General features: G+C 59.1%; 19 protein-coding genes. 5 read left to right on the top strand and 14 right to left on the bottom strand.

Going from position 1 to position 17159, the window contains the following annotated elements; translation table 11 throughout:
- Window positions 1–15 precede the first annotated feature (15 nt).
- The 10 genes from tolQ to KKQ10_RS26080 form a co-directional block, all read right to left on the bottom strand.
- Complete coding sequence (gene tolQ / locus KKQ10_RS26125) at window positions 16–711, bottom strand: protein TolQ (protein WP_007912733.1); 696 nt, start codon at window positions 709–711, stop codon at window positions 16–18.
- A complete protein-coding gene (gene ybgC, locus KKQ10_RS26120) occupies window positions 701–1168 on the bottom strand; it encodes a tol-pal system-associated acyl-CoA thioesterase (protein WP_047599520.1) in 468 nt (155 codons plus the stop codon). The genes tolQ and ybgC overlap by 11 nt, the downstream gene beginning before the upstream one ends.
- A gap of 127 nt (window positions 1169–1295) precedes the next feature.
- On the bottom strand, window positions 1296–2357 hold the full coding sequence (gene ruvB, locus KKQ10_RS26115) for a Holliday junction branch migration DNA helicase RuvB (RefSeq protein ID WP_064588910.1): 1062 nt from the start codon (window positions 2355–2357) through the stop codon (window positions 1296–1298).
- Window positions 2358–2966, bottom strand: a complete 609-nt coding sequence (ruvA, locus tag KKQ10_RS26110) for a Holliday junction branch migration protein RuvA (RefSeq protein WP_025112788.1) — start codon at window positions 2964–2966, stop codon at window positions 2358–2360. It lies immediately after the preceding gene.
- 114 nt (window positions 2967–3080) lie between these two features.
- On the bottom strand, window positions 3081–3608 hold the full coding sequence (gene ruvC / locus KKQ10_RS26105) for a crossover junction endodeoxyribonuclease RuvC (protein ID WP_103303956.1): 528 nt from the start codon (window positions 3606–3608) through the stop codon (window positions 3081–3083).
- 157 nt (window positions 3609–3765) lie between these two features.
- Window positions 3766–4512, bottom strand: coding sequence for a YebC/PmpR family DNA-binding transcriptional regulator (locus KKQ10_RS26100; protein WP_085709622.1), 747 nt, complete (start codon window positions 4510–4512; stop codon window positions 3766–3768).
- A 127-nt stretch (window positions 4513–4639) separates the two neighbouring features.
- Entirely contained in the window at window positions 4640–6415 is a 1776-nt protein-coding gene (gene aspS, locus KKQ10_RS26095) for an aspartate--tRNA ligase (RefSeq protein WP_127648392.1), read from the bottom strand.
- 100 nt (window positions 6416–6515) lie between these two features.
- A complete protein-coding gene (locus KKQ10_RS26090; protein WP_025112785.1) occupies window positions 6516–6737 on the bottom strand; it encodes an FmdB family zinc ribbon protein in 222 nt (73 codons plus the stop codon).
- 133 nt (window positions 6738–6870) lie between these two features.
- A complete protein-coding gene (locus KKQ10_RS26085; protein ID WP_215502745.1) occupies window positions 6871–7206 on the bottom strand; it encodes a ribbon-helix-helix domain-containing protein in 336 nt (111 codons plus the stop codon).
- Window positions 7207–7394: 188 nt separating this feature from the next.
- Window positions 7395–7865 (bottom strand): Dps family protein, encoded by a 471-nt coding sequence (locus KKQ10_RS26080; protein WP_003227537.1) that lies wholly within the window; start codon window positions 7863–7865, stop codon window positions 7395–7397.
- A gap of 310 nt (window positions 7866–8175) precedes the next feature.
- Between KKQ10_RS26080 and KKQ10_RS28585 the strand changes: the two genes are divergently transcribed.
- Window positions 8176–8778: a cold-shock protein gene (locus KKQ10_RS28585; RefSeq protein ID WP_025112782.1), complete on the top strand. Its 603-nt coding sequence runs from the start codon at window positions 8176–8178 to the stop codon at window positions 8776–8778.
- Between the two features lie 72 nt (window positions 8779–8850).
- Here the strand turns inward: KKQ10_RS28585 and KKQ10_RS26070 are convergent, their stop codons facing one another.
- Window positions 8851–9057: a SlyX family protein gene (locus KKQ10_RS26070; protein WP_064588916.1), complete on the bottom strand. Its 207-nt coding sequence runs from the start codon at window positions 9055–9057 to the stop codon at window positions 8851–8853.
- A 3-nt stretch (window positions 9058–9060) separates the two neighbouring features.
- A complete protein-coding gene (locus KKQ10_RS26065; protein ID WP_215502744.1) occupies window positions 9061–9486 on the bottom strand; it encodes an HIT family protein in 426 nt (141 codons plus the stop codon).
- 905 nt (window positions 9487–10391) lie between these two features.
- On the opposite strand from KKQ10_RS26065, the gene KKQ10_RS26060 reads away from it, so the two are divergent.
- Complete coding sequence (locus KKQ10_RS26060) at window positions 10392–11741, top strand: OprD family porin (protein ID WP_127648389.1); 1350 nt, start codon at window positions 10392–10394, stop codon at window positions 11739–11741.
- 118 nt (window positions 11742–11859) lie between these two features.
- Here the strand turns inward: KKQ10_RS26060 and KKQ10_RS26055 are convergent, their stop codons facing one another.
- The gene (locus tag KKQ10_RS26055) at window positions 11860–12702 is read right to left on the bottom strand and encodes a mechanosensitive ion channel family protein (RefSeq protein WP_215502743.1); all 843 of its coding nucleotides are present in this window, start codon (window positions 12700–12702) and stop codon (window positions 11860–11862) included.
- Window positions 12703–12850: 148 nt separating this feature from the next.
- Window positions 12851–13336: a YajQ family cyclic di-GMP-binding protein gene (locus KKQ10_RS26050; protein ID WP_003227548.1), complete on the bottom strand. Its 486-nt coding sequence runs from the start codon at window positions 13334–13336 to the stop codon at window positions 12851–12853.
- 140 nt (window positions 13337–13476) lie between these two features.
- On the opposite strand from KKQ10_RS26050, the gene KKQ10_RS26045 reads away from it, so the two are divergent.
- From KKQ10_RS26045 to KKQ10_RS26035, 3 genes are read left to right on the top strand one after another with little or no spacing between them, the layout of a single operon-like run.
- Window positions 13477–14394: a putative 2-dehydropantoate 2-reductase gene (locus KKQ10_RS26045; RefSeq protein WP_215502742.1), complete on the top strand. Its 918-nt coding sequence runs from the start codon at window positions 13477–13479 to the stop codon at window positions 14392–14394.
- Between the two features lie 45 nt (window positions 14395–14439).
- Entirely contained in the window at window positions 14440–16476 is a 2037-nt protein-coding gene (locus KKQ10_RS26040; RefSeq protein WP_127648386.1) for a sensor histidine kinase, read from the top strand.
- 3 nt (window positions 16477–16479) lie between these two features.
- Window positions 16480–17064 (top strand): cob(I)yrinic acid a,c-diamide adenosyltransferase, encoded by a 585-nt coding sequence (locus KKQ10_RS26035; RefSeq protein WP_215502741.1) that lies wholly within the window; start codon window positions 16480–16482, stop codon window positions 17062–17064.
- The last annotated feature ends 95 nt before the right edge of the window (window positions 17065–17159 follow it).

Raw genomic sequence — 17159 nt, 5'->3', positions numbered from 1 at the left:
TCGGGAAATACCTGCTTATTCTTCGCTGGTGTGCACTTTGCGGTGCAGGATCGCCTGGAACTCATCGGCGAAGGTGTAGTAGCGGCTCAGCAAGGTTTCGCTGCGGGCAGAGAAACGGTTGTAAGCGATAACGGCCGGGATCGCGGCGAACAGGCCGATCGCGGTGGCGATCAGGGCTTCGGCGATACCCGGGGCCACGGTGGCCAGGGTCGCTTGCTGGGCACTGGCCAGACCACGGAAGGAGTTCATGATGCCCCAAACGGTACCGAACAGACCGATGTACGGGCTGACCGAACCGACGGTGGCGAGAAACGGCAGGCTCTGCTCCAGTTTCTCTTCTTCACGGGAGATGGCAACGCGCATGGCACGCGCCACACCTTCCATCACCGCCTCAGGATCGACGCCTGGCTGCTGACGCAGACGGGAGAATTCCTTGAAGCCGGCACGGAAGATCTGCTCCACGCCCGAATCCGGATCAGGGTTGCTGCCGGCCTGACGGTACAGCTTGGACAGGTCGATACCCGACCAGAAGCGCTCCTCGAAGCTCTCCAAGGCACGTCGACCGGCACGCAGCAGATTGCTGCGCTGAAAGATCATGATCCATGAGGTCACCGATGCGGCCACCAGGGTCAACATTACCAACTGCACCACGATGCTGGCATTGCTGACCAGGCTCCACATGGAGGAATGGTCGACGACGTTAGCTTCCACGCTTTATCTCCTGCTTTGAGTGTGTACCCGTGCCGCCCGCGTCGGCAAAGGCCGCACGCAAGGATTCGGGCATGGCCCGGGGTTTCAAACTTTCGGTGCGCACACAGGCCACCAGAAACTGCCCTTCACAGAGCAGCACATTATCCGTGGCCCGCCTGACCTGCTGTTTGAAGCGCAGGCTGGCACGGTTCAATTCGATTACATCAGCGCTTACCAGCAGTTCGTCGTCCAGTCGCGCCGGCGCGTGGTAGCGCGCTTCGCTGGAATGCACGACAAACAACAGGTCCTCCCCTGCCAGTTCCGACTGGGCAAAGCCCAGCGTCCGGAGCCGCTCGGTTCGAGCCCGTTCCATAAACTTGAGGTAATTAACGTAATACACGATGCCGCCGGCATCGGTGTCCTCGTAATAAACGCGACAACGATGTGCGAACGGCTCAAGCCCGTTTTGCGCGCGCATACTCTAGTGCTTACTCCTCGGGTTGCCAATCCAGCCAGGCAACTGTTTTTCATTGTTCAAAGGCTTTACCGCAAAAGTACCGTCCTGTGACAGTACAAACGCTGAATAAATCGAGAATAAATGTGTGCTAATCGTCTACCGCATCGAGAAACTCGTCTACCACAGGCATCTCGCCCATTCGTGACGGAATGTTTAAACCGAAATGCAGGTAGGCATGCCGCGTCACCACCCTGCCCCGTGGCGTGCGCATGATGTAGCCCTGCTGAATCAGATACGGCTCCAGCACGTCTTCAATGGTGTGGCGTTCTTCACTGATCGCCGCCGCCAGGCTGTCGATGCCCACCGGGCCGCCGTCGAATTTCTCGATCATGGTCAGCAGCAGGCGCCGGTCCTGATGATCGAAGCCATGTTCGTCGACATCCAGCAGGTTCAACGCCAGATCGGCCACGGCCTTGGTGATGTGCCCCTTGGCCCGGACTTCAGCGAAATCGCGTACCCGACGCAGCAGACGGTTGGCAATCCGTGGCGTACCACGGGCGCGGCGAGCCACCTCAAAGGCGCCCTCCGGATCCAGCGGCAGGCCGAGAATGTTCGCCGAGCGACTGACAATCGTCGACAGGTCAGCGGTGTTGTAGAACTCAAGACGCTGGACGATACCGAAGCGGTCACGCAACGGGTTGGTCAGCATGCCGGCGCGGGTGGTGGCGCCGACGAGGGTGAACGGTGGCAGATCCAGCTTGATCGACCGCGCCGCCGGCCCTTCGCCGATCATGATGTCGAGCTGAAAGTCTTCCATCGCCGGGTATAGCACTTCTTCCACGATCGGCGACAGGCGATGGATTTCATCGATGAACAGCACGTCGTGCGGCTCAAGATTGGTCAGCAACGCCGCCAGATCACCCGGACGTTCAAGCACCGGGCCGGACGTGCTCTTGATCGACACGCCCATTTCCTGGGCAATGATATTGGCCAGGGTGGTTTTACCCAACCCCGGCGGGCCGAAGATCAGCGTGTGATCGAGGGATTCGTTACGGCCGCGGGCGGCCTGGATGAACAGCTCCATCTGCTCGCGAACCGTCGGCTGGCCAATGTAGTCGGCCAGGCTGACGGGGCGAATGGCCCGATCCTGGACTTCTTCGCGCTCGCGCGGGCTGTGCGCGGCGGCGATCAGACGATCAGCTTCAATCACTTAAATCATTCCCTTCAGGGCGCGGCGGATCATGTCTTCACTGCTCAGGTTCTTGTCCTTGATGGCGGAAATTGCCTTGCTCGCTTCCTGCGGCTTGTAGCCCAGGGAAATCAGCGCGCTGACCGCATCGTTTTCGGCGGTGTTGACCGGCGCCGGACCGTCCGGCTGGTTCGGCACCAGGGCGAACATCGCCGGCACGGTTTCCCAGGCCTTGAAGCGGTCTTTCAGTTCGACCAGCAGACGCTCGGCGGTTTTCTTGCCGACACCCGGGACTTTGGTCAGTGCCGAAGTGTCCTGGGATTGCACGCAGCGGATCAGCTCATCCACTTCCAGGCTCGACATCAGGGCCAGGGCCAGTTTCGGCCCGACACCATTGAGACGGATCAACTCACGAAAAAAGTCTCGCTCACGCTTGCCGGCGAAACCATAGAGTAACTGCGCGTCTTCGCGTACGACCAAATGGGTATGCAGCGTCAGCGGTTCACCGACCGACGGCAGGCGATAAAGAGTGGTCATGGGCACTTCCAGCTCATACCCGAGGCCGTTTACATCCAGAATCAGGTGCGGCGGCTGTTTCTCAGCCAGGGTGCCGCGCAAGCGTCCAATCACGTTTCAGATCCTTGAGCGTTGACCAGCCGGGGGCTGGCGACAAAACGGAATACGGATTCGGGCCGACGACCCAGGCACAGAATCCGTATACCGGAAAATTGATTGCTGATGCTATCAGAGACGCAGGCGCCCGCCACGACTGCGTGCGGTACCCAGACCATGCGGCAACAGACTGGAACGGGTGTGCGCATGACAAATGGCGATTGCCAGCGCATCCGAAGCATCGATTTGCGGCTTGCTGGTCAGCTTCAGCATGTGCATGACCATCATCTGCACTTGTTCCTTGTTGGCCGCACCGGTACCAACCACGGCTTGCTTGACCTGGGTTGCGGTGTATTCGGCAATCTCCAGGCACTCTTCAGCCCCCGCCACAATAGCAGCCCCACGGGCCTGCCCAAGCTTCAGTGCGGAATCGGCGTTTTTCGCCATGAACACCTTTTCGATGCCCATGGTCACCGGGCCATAGGTCTGAATGATTTCCCGCACGCCGCGATAGACGATTTGCAGCCGCTCATGCAGCTCGCCGGCGCCGGTACGGATGCAGCCCGAGGCCACGTAGATGCAGCCGCCGCGTCCGGTATCGCGAACAACCCCGTAACCGGTGATGCGCGAGCCGGGGTCGATACCCAAAATTAAAGTCATAGCGCCTGCAGAAGTTGATGCGAAAGCTGAGGGTACATGTAGGAGCTGCCGAAGGCTGCGATCTTTTGATCTTTTAAAAGCAAAAAGATCGCAGCCTTCGATAGCTCCTACAGGTGAAGTGTAGAGCCATCAAAAACTGCGACCTTTCTATTTTGCATCAACCGAGCTGAGCGGCCACGTCTTCCGGAATATCCGCATTGGAGTAGACGTTCTGCACGTCATCCAGATCCTCGAGCATGTCGATCAGCTTGAGCACCTTCTCCGCGCCTTCCAGATCCAGCTCGGCGCTGGTGGTCGGCTGCATGACGATTTCCGCGTCATCGCCCTTGAACCCGGCCGCTTCCAGCGCGTTGCGCACGGCATAGAAACTGGTGAACGAGGTGAACACGTCGATCGAGCCGTCTTCATGGGTCACCACGTCGTCGGCATCGGCTTCCAGCGCCGCTTCGGTCAGGGCGTCTTCGTCAACGCCCGGGGCGAAGCTGATCTGGCCCTTGCGTTCGAACAGGTAGGCCACCGAGCCGTCGGTGCCCAGGTTACCACCGCACTTGCTGAACGCATGGCGTACGGCTGCAGCGGTACGGTTGCGGTTGTCGGTCATGCACTCGACCATCACCGCCACGCCGCCCGGGCCGTAACCTTCGTAGGTCAGTTCTTCAACGTTGTCCGCTTCGGTCGCACCGGCGCCGCGTGCCACGGCGCGATCGATGATGTCGCGGCTCATGTTGGCCCCGAGCGCCTTGTCCAGGGCCAGGCGCAGGCGCGGGTTGGAACCCGGATCGCCGCCGCCCTGACGGGCCGCAACAGTCAGTTCACGGATCCACTTGGTGAAGATCTTGCCTCTCTTGGCATCCTGACGTTCTTTGCGGTGCTTGATGTTCGCCCACTTGGAATGACCTGCCATAACTCGCTCCGAATTCTCTTGAAACGTTGCCCGCCCTGCTCATGCAGCGGCCAGCACACAAAAAATCTCGACCTGCTCTCTATAGATAGAAAAAAGGCGCATCCGAAGATGCGCCTTCAGGCCCGTCTTACTCAGCCTTTGGCGTTTCGCGCAAACGAATGTGCAGCTCGCGCAGTGCCTTGGCATCCACCACACCCGGGGCTTGCGTCATCACGTCCGCAGCACTCTGGGTTTTCGGGAAGGCGATCACTTCACGGATCGACTGGGCGCCGGTCATCAGCATCACCAGACGGTCCAGACCGAAGGCCAGACCACCGTGCGGCGGTGCACCGTACTTCAGCGCGTCGAGCAGGAAGCCGAATTTCTCTTCCTGTTCCGCCTCATTGATACCCAGCAGACGGAAGACCGACTGTTGCATTTCCTTGCGGTGGATACGGATCGAACCGCCACCGAGTTCGGTGCCGTTCAGCACCATGTCGTAAGCGCGCGACAGAGCACCGGCCGGGTTGGCCTCGAGCTCTTGCGGGGTGCACTTCGGCGCGGTGAACGGGTGGTGCAGTGCGGAGAAGCTGCCGTCGTCGTTTTCTTCGAACATCGGGAAGTCGACGACCCACATTGGCGCCCACTTGCAGGTCAGCAGGTCGAGGTCGTGGCCGAGCTTGATACGCAGCGCGCCCAGGGCTTCGCTGACGATCTTGGCCTTGTCGGCGCCGAAGAACACGATGTCGCCGTCAACAGCGCCAACGCGATCGAGGATCACGTTCAGGTTGGCTTCAGGGATGTTTTTCACGATCGGCGATTGCAGACCTTCAACACCGGCAGCACGCTCGTTGACCTTGATGTACGCCAGGCCCTTGGCACCGTAGATGCCGACGAACTTGGTGTAGTCGTCGATCTGCTTGCGCGGCATGCTCGCCCCGCCTGGAACGCGCAGAGCGGCGATACGGCATTTCGGGTCGTTGGCCGGGCCGCTGAACACCTTGAATTCAACTTCTTTGAGTTGGTCGGCAACGTCAACCAGTTCCAGCGGGTTACGCAGGTCCGGCTTGTCGGAACCGTAGCGACGCATGGCTTCTTCGAAAGTCATGTGCGGGAATTCGCCGAATTCCAGATCCAGCACTTCCTTGAACAGGTTGCGGATCATGCCTTCGGTCAGGCCCATGATGTCTTTTTCGTCGAGGAAGCTGGTCTCGATGTCGATCTGAGTGAACTCAGGCTGACGGTCGGCACGCAGGTCTTCATCGCGGAAGCACTTGGCAATCTGGTAGTAACGGTCGAAGCCGGCGACCATCAGCAGTTGCTTGAACAGCTGAGGCGATTGCGGCAGGGCGAAGAACGAACCGGCGTGAGTACGGCTCGGCACCAGGTAGTCACGGGCGCCTTCCGGGGTCGCGCGGGTCAGGATCGGCGTTTCCACGTCGAGGAAGCCGTTCTCGTCGAGGTAGCGACGGATGCTGGTGGTCATGCGCGAACGCAGACGCAGCTTTTCGGCCATTTCCGGACGACGCAGGTCCAGGAAGCGATAGCGCAGACGGGTTTCTTCGCCGACGTCGGAGTATTCGTTGAGCGGGAACGGCGGGGTTTCCGCCTCGTTCAGCACTTCCAGCTCGTAGCCCAGCACTTCGATCATGCCCGACGCCATGTTGGCGTTGGTGGCACCGGCCGGACGCAGACGCACCTTGCCGGTGATCTTCACCACGTACTCGCTGCGCACGCGATCGGCGGCGGCGAAGCTCTCGGCGCGATCCGGGTCGAACACCACCTGAGCCAGACCATCACGATCACGGATATCGAGGAAAATCACCCCGCCGTGGTCGCGACGACGGTGAACCCATCCGCAAAGGGTAATTTCCTGGCCTTCCAGGCTTTCGTTCAGTTGGCCGCAATAATGGCTGCGCATCATGGTAGTGGTTTCGCTTCTCGTAATTCGAAATTCGGTGGAGATCCCGTCGCCATCAAGCATTGCGGAATCTCACGCGTGTCGTTCGACCTGGGCCTGAACCCTAGTCAGATTTGTCGCCACCGGCCAGATTCTTCTTGGCTCCGGTCTTGAAATCAGTTTCGTACCAACCGCTGCCGCTGAGGCGAAAACCCGGCATGGACAGCTGTTTCCTGAGCTCTGGCGCCTGACAGGCAGGGCAGTCGACCAGCGGTGCCTCGCTGATCTTTTGAATGGCTTCCAACTGATGACCACAGGAAGCACATTGGTAATCGTACATCGGCATGGGGGTGTCTCGGCGATCAGATTGCCACCGCGCGCAGGGCTTTGCGGCGAAAGAGCGGGATTATATCCATTAAATGCGGGCTGTGCAGCCGTAAGACTGCACAGCCCGCTTCGTCGTTTCAAGTATCGCCCGTTCAGGGCATGACGGCCGACGGGGTATCCCGCAGGCCATTCATCACGCACACCACCCGCACCAGACCGCTGAAGTTTTTCACCCCGCCATGGCGCAGGTGCACTTCGCGGTCCACATGGGACAGCAGCGTATTGATAGAACAGCCATTGTGCTCGGCCATTCCCCCGAGAATGTTCCAGTAAACCTGCTCGAGCCTCAAGCAGGTTGCAAAGCCGTTCAAACGTACCGACCGGGCTAACGGCCGGATCAGCTCGAAGTCAAAATCCCTGACAAACGGGTCGACCTTCATTTCCTGTCGCGAACCGAGCGGCTCGCTTCGCCTGTCTCCACCTACCATATCGCTGACACTCCTTTGCCATCTCTGGTTGTTATAAAGGCAACATCCTGTGCCCTCATAAAAACGCAGACGCAAAGTTAGCGCCAGATGACTAGTTGCCCATCTGCGTAGGATAAGCCGACATCATTGGTAAGATTTGAAACAGTACGCGGACATCCACCACCCCGGGACGTCCGCGCACCTGGCGATCAGGTCTCCAGCAACGCGCGCAGCATCCAGGCGGTCTTCTCATGCACTTGCATGCGCTGGGTCAGCAGGTCGGCCGTCGGCTCGTCGCTGACCTTGTCCAGCAGCGGGAAGATGCCACGCGCAGTCCGCGTCACCGCCTCCTGCCCCTCGACCAATTGCTTGATCATGTCTTCGGCACTTGGCACCCCCACCTCTTCCTTGATGGAGGAAAGACGGGCGTAAGTGGCGTAGGCACCCGGCGCCGGAAAGCCCAGGGCGCGAATACGTTCAGCGATCAGATCCACGGCCAGCGCCAGTTCGTTGTACTGCTCTTCGAACATCAGATGCAGGGTCCTGAACATGGGACCGGTGACGTTCCAGTGGAAGTTATGGGTTTTCAGATACAGCACGTAGGTGTCCGACAGCAGCCGCGACAGCCCCTCGACGATGGACTTGCGGTCTTCTTCACTGATACCGATATCGATTGCCATGTTGACCCCCTAAGGCGATTGAATTCATCCAGCAGGTGCAGACCCACTCTAGCAAGGCAACCGCCACCTCGCAGCCCGCAATCGGCGCGCGCGGTGCGACAAATCGACCGGGCAGGTGCCGCTGGCCGGGGTGATTTGAGTAGCCGCAGGCTTTGCTGTTAAATAGGCGGCGTGTCGCTACGCCCCATTTTTCGGGGGTGTGGCGCATAGGCTGATGCCGGGCACGTGTCCAACGCCTCTTTATTGTTCCGAAGCGAACCGTGCGCCTTCAGCTCTTCCTTGTGAGCCGTCATAACGTGAGCCAATCAAAATGTTGAAAATCGTCCACCTGCTAATGGGCGCAGCGGCCTTGCTGCTGTCGTTCATACCCAGCTTGAAATCCGAAGCCGTTCCTTACCTGCAACAACCCGATGCACTTTACCTGGCCTTTTTCGGCCTGCTGAACCTGGTCATCGCTCCAGTGATCCCTTACTGGAACAAAGGCCCGCGCCAGCATCTGCAAAATCTGGTCAGCGCTCTTCTCGTGCTGACTGTCGTCCTGCAAACCCTGACCCTCATCGCACCGATGCCGGTCATCGCCGGTCAACCGGCCGTGTTGTTCAGCCTGGTGATTGCCCTGGTTGCCGTGGTCCTGCACCTGGCCGTCAGCTTCTACAAGTCTTCACCGGCTGCCGCACCTGTCAGCTATGACATGAGCAACCGCGATACCGGGACCGTCAAGTGGTTCAACACCTCCAAAGGCTTCGGCTTTATTTCCCGGGATTCCGGTGATGATATTTTCGTGCACTTCCGTGCAATCCGTGGCGAAGGCCACCGCGTCCTGGTCGAAGGCCAGCGCGTAGAGTTCTCGGTAATGAACCGGGACAAAGGCCTGCAAGCCGAGGATGTGATCGCCGCCCTGCCGCGTCGCTGATCCAAGGCAATAAAAAACCGCGAACAGCCAGACTGTTCGCGGTTTTTTTATGCCTGCGCAAAAGGCTCGATATCAATAATGGGGCGGCGGCGCCTCTTCCTCAAAAGAGTCGAACTGCCCGACCATCTCTTCCTGACGCTTGAGCAATGCTGCCATTTGCAGTTGCAGGCGCTCGATCACGCGCTGTTGCGCTACCAGCTCGTCGTTCAACGCCTGAATGGTGTCGTCCTGGAAGGCCAGACGGCTTTCCAGATCAGTAACGCGCGCTTCAAGGCTCATGACTCACCCCTCCAGACACGTGAAATGTTCGGTCAGCACCAGACGCAACCGTTCGCGAATCGCCGTTACCTGCTCGGCACTGTAGGGCTGGGCCGGGTGCTTGCCCCAGACCGGTGCTGGCCATGCGGCGTCGTCACGCTTGCGCACGATCACGTGCATATGCAATTGACTGACGACGTTACCCAGTGTCGCGACGTTCAGCTTGTCGGCGTCGAACAAGTCCTTGAGCAACTCGGCCAGCGCGGTCGTTTCCTGCCAGAGTTGTTGCTGGTCGGCGACATCCAACTGAAACAACTCACTGATATCGTCGCGCCGTGGTACCAGGATGAACCACGGGTAATTGGCATCGTTGGACAGCAGCAGCCGACACAGGGGGAAGTCGCCGATGGTCAGGGTGTCCTGTTGAAGTCGTGAATCTAAAGCAAACACTGCGTGCACTCCCGGCTGATCGACATAATTCAGCTTAGCGGCCATCCCGACGGGCAACGCACCAAGCGACAGGCAGGCAGCATACCTGCGAATGCGCCGGGCTTCACGGTGACAGTGCCCACTCAGGCCAGCACCGCACTGACAAGAGACATTGACACGGAGCGTGCACCATCCCTGAGCCAGCACTGCCCTCGAACACCAGCAAATGCCCGAAACAGCCTGATATACCCGACAACAGACGTACCCAAGCTGTATGAATCCAGTACAGCCTGTAAATTTTTTGCACCAAAACCGAACAGTGCGTCTACGCTCAGTGCGTCGGGCATCCGCCAAATACTCACTGACGGGGTGAACCGGTAACGTTTTTGGTGGTCACGCCCCAACGCGAACGTGACAACACTATGCAAGGGAGTGCGTCAACCCCCTGATACAAAAGGGCTTGAACACCCGTTTTCACGAGGTTTTCACGGGGTTTTCACGAGCACAGGCGGGTGTTCAGAAAAATAAACGTAGCGACCCTGCACTTTGTGCACGCTTGTTGCATTGATATACACATGATCTATAAGCGCACCACGGGAAGTGGCAGCTTGAGATCAACCAAATACGGTGGCAGGGTTGCCCCAATGGAGATTCAAGTGTTTTGCCAGGGACTCTTTTTTACCGATGCGGAAAGGCCCGAAAACAGCGATAAAGTTGTCAGCCCGGCTGCATGGGTACTGTGAATTTGCGACATCAACCCAGCTGTTTGCGACGCCGTCGTAAAGATCATGAAAGGTTGTATGCGCAAGTATCGCCAACATTGTCGGCGTGATATAAGTTTGCGCCGACACAAAAAGAAAGAGCCGCCCAGATAATAAAACAGGTGGGACGGCAGTACTCTTCTAAAACCAAAGGAGCAAATCACGATGCGCGTGATGAAGTGGAGCACAATCGCACTGGCAGTTGCAGCAGCAGCCAGCACTCAGTTGGCTACGGCCGCCCCGTTTGTAGATGACCAGGCAGAAGCCAAAGGTTTTGTTGAAGGCGCGAAACTTACCGAGACGTTGAAGAACTACTACTTCAACCGCGACAACAAGAACGGTGGCCACGACCAGAAAGACTGGACCCAGGGCTTCCTCGGTAACTTCACTTCCGGTTACACCCAAGGCACCGTAGGCGTCGGTATCGATGCATTCGGTTACCTGGCGGTCAAACTGGATGGCGGTGATGGTACTTCCGGCACCGGCAACATGAGCCGTAGCGACACCGTCAAGGCTAACGGTTATGCCCACGACGTTAACGACAGCCAAGGCAAAGCCGGCGCAGCCATTAAGTTCCGCATCTCCAAAACCGAGCTGAAATTCGGCGACATGCAGCCAAGCACAGCACCGGTATTCGCTGTTGGCGGCTCCCGTATCCTTCCGCAAACTGCCACTGGCTTCCAGTTGCAGAGCAGCGAAGTCAAAGACCTTGACCTCGAAGCCGGTCACTTCTACTCGGCTACCAGCCAGGACAAAAACGCCCGTGATGGCGGCCTTTACGCCACCTACGCTGGTGTTGAAGCCAAAAACATCGACTACTTCGGTGGTAAATACGGCATCACTGACAACCTGACTGCATCGCTGTACGGCGCCAAGCTGGAAGACATCTGGAACCAGTACTACGCCAACGTGAACCTCACCACCCCGTTTGGTGGTGATACTTCGCTGAACACCGACTTCAACATCTACCGGACCACCGACACCGGCAGCGCCAAAGCGGGCGACATCAGCAACACCGCCTTCTCGCTGGCAACCGCCCTGTCGTTCCTGAAGGCACACACCTTCACCCTGGGCTTCCAGAAGGTCAACGGCGACACCCCGTTCGACTACATCGGCGTGGGCAAGAACAACCGTGGTGGCGACTCGATCTTCCTCGCCAACTCTATCCAGTACTCTGACTTCAACGCTCCAGGCGAGAAATCCCTGCAAGCCCGTTACGACCTGAAAATGGCCGAGTACGGCGTTCCAGGTCTGAGCTTCATGGTTCGTTACGTTAAAGGTTGGGATATCGACGGTACCCACACCCCAGCGGGTAGCGCTTACACCGGTCTTTACGGTGAAGACGGCAAACACCACGAAACCAACTTCGAAGCCAAGTACGTTGTTCAGTCTGGCCCAGCGAAAGATCTGTCGTTCCGCATCCGTCAAGCCTGGCACGTTGCTAACGCTGACGAAGGTGAAGGCGACGTTAAAGAGTTCCGTCTGATCACCGAATACCCACTGAACATCCTGTAATTGTCAGTGGTTAGTTTGGAAGCATAAAAAAAGGCCCATCTTCGGATGGGCCTTTTTTATTGCCTGTCACTTGTCATAAATGCCTGACCAACAAGTCAGGCATTTAATTAGCAACCTATCATTGTGTTACCGATTCCTGAACCACACGAATCACGCGCTGTGGAAACGGAATATCAATACCGGCAGTCTTCAAACGATCGCGCGACTGTTCGTTAAACATGAACAGCACATCCCAGTAGTCTGCAGTTTTAACCCAGACACGCAGGGAAACAGTGATCGAACTGTCACCGAGGGTAGAAATCACCGCTTGGGGTGCAGGGTCCTGCAACACGCGCTCATCCTTGGCCAGATCCAGCAGCACCTGACGGGCCTTCTGCAGATCCGCTTCGTAATCCACACCCACATCGAACACCACCTTGCGGGTTGGCTGACGGTTGGTGTTGGTGATGATGCCATTCGACAAATTACCGTTCGGCACGATGATGGTCTTGTTGTCACCGGTACGCAGCACGGTGTGGAAAATCTGGATGCTGTCGACAGTACCCGACACGCCTTGCGCTTCGATCCAGTCACCGATACGGAACGGACGGAACAGCAGAATCAGCACGCCGCCGGCGAAGTTCGCCAGGCTACCTTGCAACGCCAGACCGATGGCCAGGCCGGCCGCACCGATCGCGGCCACGAACGAGGTGGTTTCCACACCGATCATCGAGGCCACGCTGACGATCAGCAGCACCTTGAGAATGATGTTCGCCAGGCTGCTAATGAACCCCTGCAGTGCCAGGTCGGCATTGCGCAGGGCCAGCAGACCGCCGAGTTTTTGCGTGACCTTGTTGATCAGCCACCAGCCGATCGCCAGCGTAATCACCGCCAGCAGCACACGGCTGCCGTATTCCATAATCATCGGAATCCACGCCTGGGATGCCTTGACCAGGTTGTCTACCTCAGCATTCAAATCCATATTCCATCTCCTGATTTCCGGCTACCCGGGCTATATGCAAATAAAAGTGGGAGCGAGCCTGCTCGCGAAAACGCCGTGTCATTGAGCAATGAGATATGACACACCGCTTTCGCGAGCAGGCTCGCTCCCACAGGTCATCCGACCAGACTTAGTCGCGGAAGTTGTTGAACTGCAGTGGCATGCCGAATTCCTTGGCGCGCAGGGCCGCGATGGCTTCCTGCAGGTCATCGCGCTTCTTGCCGGTCACACGGACCTGCTCGCCCTGGATGGCGGCCTGCACCTTGAGCTTGGCGTCCTTGATGTGAGCGACGATCTTTTTCGCCAGCTCCTTGTCGATGCCTTCCTTGAGGATGGCGTCCTGCTTCATCAGCTTGCCCGAGGCGTAAGCGTCTTTTACTTCAAGGCACTGCACATCGATCTTGCGCTTGGTCAGAGCCAGCTTCAGGATCTCGATCATCGCTTCCAGCTGGAACCCGGCTTCAGCGGTCAGGTTGACGGTCAGGTCCTTTTCCTTGAACTCGAAGCTGCCTTTGCCTTTCAGGTCATAGCGACGATCGAGTTCCTTCACGGCGTTCTCGACCGCGTTGGTCAGCTCGTGTTTGTCCAGTTCGGATACCACGTCGAACGACGGCATGTAATCTCTCCAATAAAAAGGCGCGCTCGATCAGGATGGAGCGCGCTTGGCTTGCGGTTAAAATCCGGCTCATTATAACGGGTCTTTTCCCACCGATACGGCGAGCCTTGCATGCCAGTACCTTACCGAGTGAAAAACTGATGTCCACCCCTTGGCACGTTCTCGGCGCCGGCAGCCTCGGCACCCTGTGGGCCACGCGCCTGGCCCGGGCCGGTCTGCCGGTGCGGCTGATCGTGCGCGATGCCGAGCGCTTGCGTGGCTATCAGGCGGCCGGCGGCCTGACCCTGGTCGAGCACGGCGCAGCCAACACCTACGCCGTCCCCGCACAAACGGCGGACGATCCGGAGCCGATCCGCCGCCTGCTGGTCGCCTGCAAAGCCTATGACGCCGAAAGCGCCGTCGCCCGCCTCGTCCCGCGTCTGACTGCCGATGCCGAGCTGATCCTGCTGCAGAACGGCCTCGGCAGTCAGGACGCCGTCGCAGCCTTGGTACCGCAGGCACGTTGCATCAGCGCTTCCAGCACCGAAGGCGCCTTCCGCGACGGCGACTGGCGCGTGGTGTTTGCCGGCCACGGTTTCACCTGGCTGGGCGATGCAGGGCACCCGGTAGCGCCGATCTGGCTGGACGATTTGCAAGCGGCGAACATCCCCCACGAATGGAGCACCGACATCCTCACCCGGCTGTGGCGCAAACTGGCACTCAATTGCGCGATCAACCCGCTGACCGTGCTCCACGATTGCCGCAACGGCGGGCTTGAGCAGCATCAATGCGAAGTCGCCACGCTGTGCAGTGAGCTGGCCGAGCTGCTGGAGCGCTGCGGCCAACCGGCAGCAGCCGTCAACCTGCAACAGGAAGTCGAACGGGTGATCCACGCCACGGCGGCCAATTACTCCTCGATGTATCAGGACGTGGCGAACCAGCGCCGCACCGAAATCAGCTACCTGTTGGGGCACGCCTGCAAAGTCGCCACGCGCCATCAGTTGAATCTTCCCCACCTCAATCGATTGCAGCAGCGCCTGGTCGGCCATCTGCGCAGCCTTGGATTGCCCAGCGACTGAGCAGCGGCTACGCTGCCCACTTGTTCCTCTGCTGCGATAAACCTGATGCCATTGCGCCAGCGCCTTGAAAACCTGCCGGTCGGCCAGAAACTGCTGGCCGCCCTGCTGGTGTTGTTGACCACTGTTCTGCTGGTCGCCAACCTGACCTTTATCAGCGCCGCCTATTACATCTCCCAGGAAAGCATGGCGCCGCAGGCCCTGCAGACCATCGGCCGACTGATATCCAACCCGAGCCTGGTCTCGCAAGCCCTGGAATCGCCGCAAAGCGCCGAACGCCTGCTCAAGGAACTCGACAGCTATTCGCCGCTGCGTGCGGCAGCGCTGTATAACGGCCAGGGGGAGCGGATCGCCCAGGTGCAGCGTGGCGACAAGCTCAATCTGCCGGAACGCTATCGACACGTCGAAGCCTGGCAACTCACCGAGTTTCGCAGCAATCAGCTGATCACCCTGCCCCGCCCGGGTACCGAACCGGGGCATCTGCTGCTGGTGGCCAGCAGTGAACTGCCGATGGCGTTCTACACCGGCACGCTGACCGCCAGCCTCGGCATCCTGATTTTCAGTGTGCTGCTGTGGCTGGTGATTGCCCGGCAGATCAAACGCCTGATCACCCGCCCGATCCATGAGCTGGAAGAACTCTCGCGTCAGGTCACGCGTGAAGAGAACTACGCCCTGCGCGCCTCGCGGGGCAACCACGACGAAATCGGCAGCCTCGCCGAAGCGTTCAACACCATGCTCTCGCGCATCGAAGCCCGCGAACAGCAGCTCAAGCGTGCCCGTGACGACTCGCAAGCCGCCTACGATCAGGCTCAGGGTCTGGCGGAAGAAACCCGCCACACCAACCGCAAACTGGAGCTGGAAGTCCAGGTGCGCAGCAAGATCGAGAAGAAGCTCACCGGATTCCAGAACTACCTCAACAGCATCATCGACTCCATGCCCTCGGCGCTGATCGCCCTCGACGAACAGCTCTACGTGACCCAGTGGAACCAGGAGGCCAGCGCCCTCTCCGGGACACGCCTGGATGAAGCGCTGAACCAGCCGATCTTCCTCGCCTTCGAACCGCTCAAGCCGTTCCTGCCGCAACTCAAGCAGACCGTGGAACAACACACGGTGGCAAAGATCGAGCGCGTGACCTGGCTCAAGGATGACGAACCCAAGCATTACGCCCTGACCTTCTACCCGCTGATGGGCGGCGCCGGGCGCGGTGTGGTGATCCGTATAGACGACATCACCCAGCGCCTGTCGCTGGAGGAAATGATGGTGCAATCGGAAAAAATGCTCTCGGTCGGCGGCCTCGCCGCCGGCATGGCCCATGAGATCAACAACCCGCTGGGCGCGATCCTGCACAACGTACAGAACATTCGTCGGCGACTGTCGCCGGACCTGCCGAAAAACCTCGAAACCGCCGAGCAGCTCGGCATCGAGCTGGACACGGTCAACCGTTACCTGCAAAGCCGCGAAGTGCCGAAACTGCTAGATGGCATCCAGCAGGCCGGTGCCCGCGCAGCCAAAATCGTCACCCACATGCTCAGCTTCAGCCGGCGCAGCACCCGGCAAATGGCGCCCTGCGATCTGCCAGCGCTGATCGATCAGGCGGTGGAAATTGCCGGCAACGACTTCGACCTGGCGATCGGTTTCGACTTCAAGGGCCAGGCGATCATCCGTCAGTTCGACCCGGCGCTCGGCCCTGTGCCGGGTACCGCCAACGAACTGGAGCAAGTGCTGCTCAACCTGCTGAAAAACGCCGCGCAAGCCATTCACCAACGCGAAGACGACAGCGAGCCGGGACGGATCATTCTGCGCACCAAGCTCAACCCGCCATGGGCCGAGATTCAGGTCGAGGACAACGGCATCGGCATGAGCGAGAACGTGCGCAAACGCACCTTCGAACCGTTCTTCACCACCAAGGAAATCGGTCAGGGCACGGGCCTTGGGCTGTCGGTGTCGTACTTCATTATCACCAACAACCACAAAGGGCAGATGGAAGTGCAGTCCGCGCCGGGCCAAGGCACCTGCTTCACGCTGCGCCTGCCACTGACGCAACCGGCGGCCATCGCTGCCGAAACCAATCAACTACCGAGGTAACCCATGGGCTTTCGCTTGTCGAAGATTTACACCCGCACCGGCGACAAAGGCGAAACTGGCCTGGGCGATGGCCGCCGCGTGCCCAAGGACCACCCGCGAATCGAAGCCATTGGCGAAGTCGACACGCTGAACAGTCAGGTCGGTGTGCTGCTGGCCGGTTTGATCGCCGAGCGTGAGGCTTTTCCGGGATTGAATGAACTGATCGAAGTGCTCGCCCCTTGTCAGCATCGCTTGTTCGATCTGGGCGGTGAGCTGGCAATGCCGGAATATCAGGCGCTGAACACGGCAGAAATCGAACGCTTGGAAGCGGCGATCGACGTGTGGAACGAGGAACTGGGGCCGCTGGAGAATTTCATTCTGCCCGGTGGCTCAATGCTGATTGCCCAGGCCCATGTGTGCCGCAGCCTGGCGCGCAGTGCCGAGCGCCGTTGTCAGCATTTGAACGCGATCGAGCCATTGGCCGGGGTTGGCCTGGCGTATATCAATCGGTTGTCGGATTTGCTGTTTGTTGCAGCGCGGTTGATTGCGCGGCGGCAGGGGATTGCGGAAATTCTGTGGCAGCCGGCGGCGAAACCTTCAGATAAGTAGTGCCTGACAGGACGCCTTCGCGAGCAGGCTCACTCCTACAGTTGACCGCATTCCGTCAGATAGAACGCGGTTAATGGCAGGAGTGAGCCTGCTCG

It is taken from the genome of Pseudomonas sp. MG-9 (assembly GCF_018729515.1).
Classification (GTDB): domain Bacteria; phylum Pseudomonadota; class Gammaproteobacteria; order Pseudomonadales; family Pseudomonadaceae; genus Aquipseudomonas; species Aquipseudomonas serboccidentalis.
Note: the sequence above shows the minus strand (reverse complement) of the source record. Positions and strands in the feature narration are given on the sequence as shown.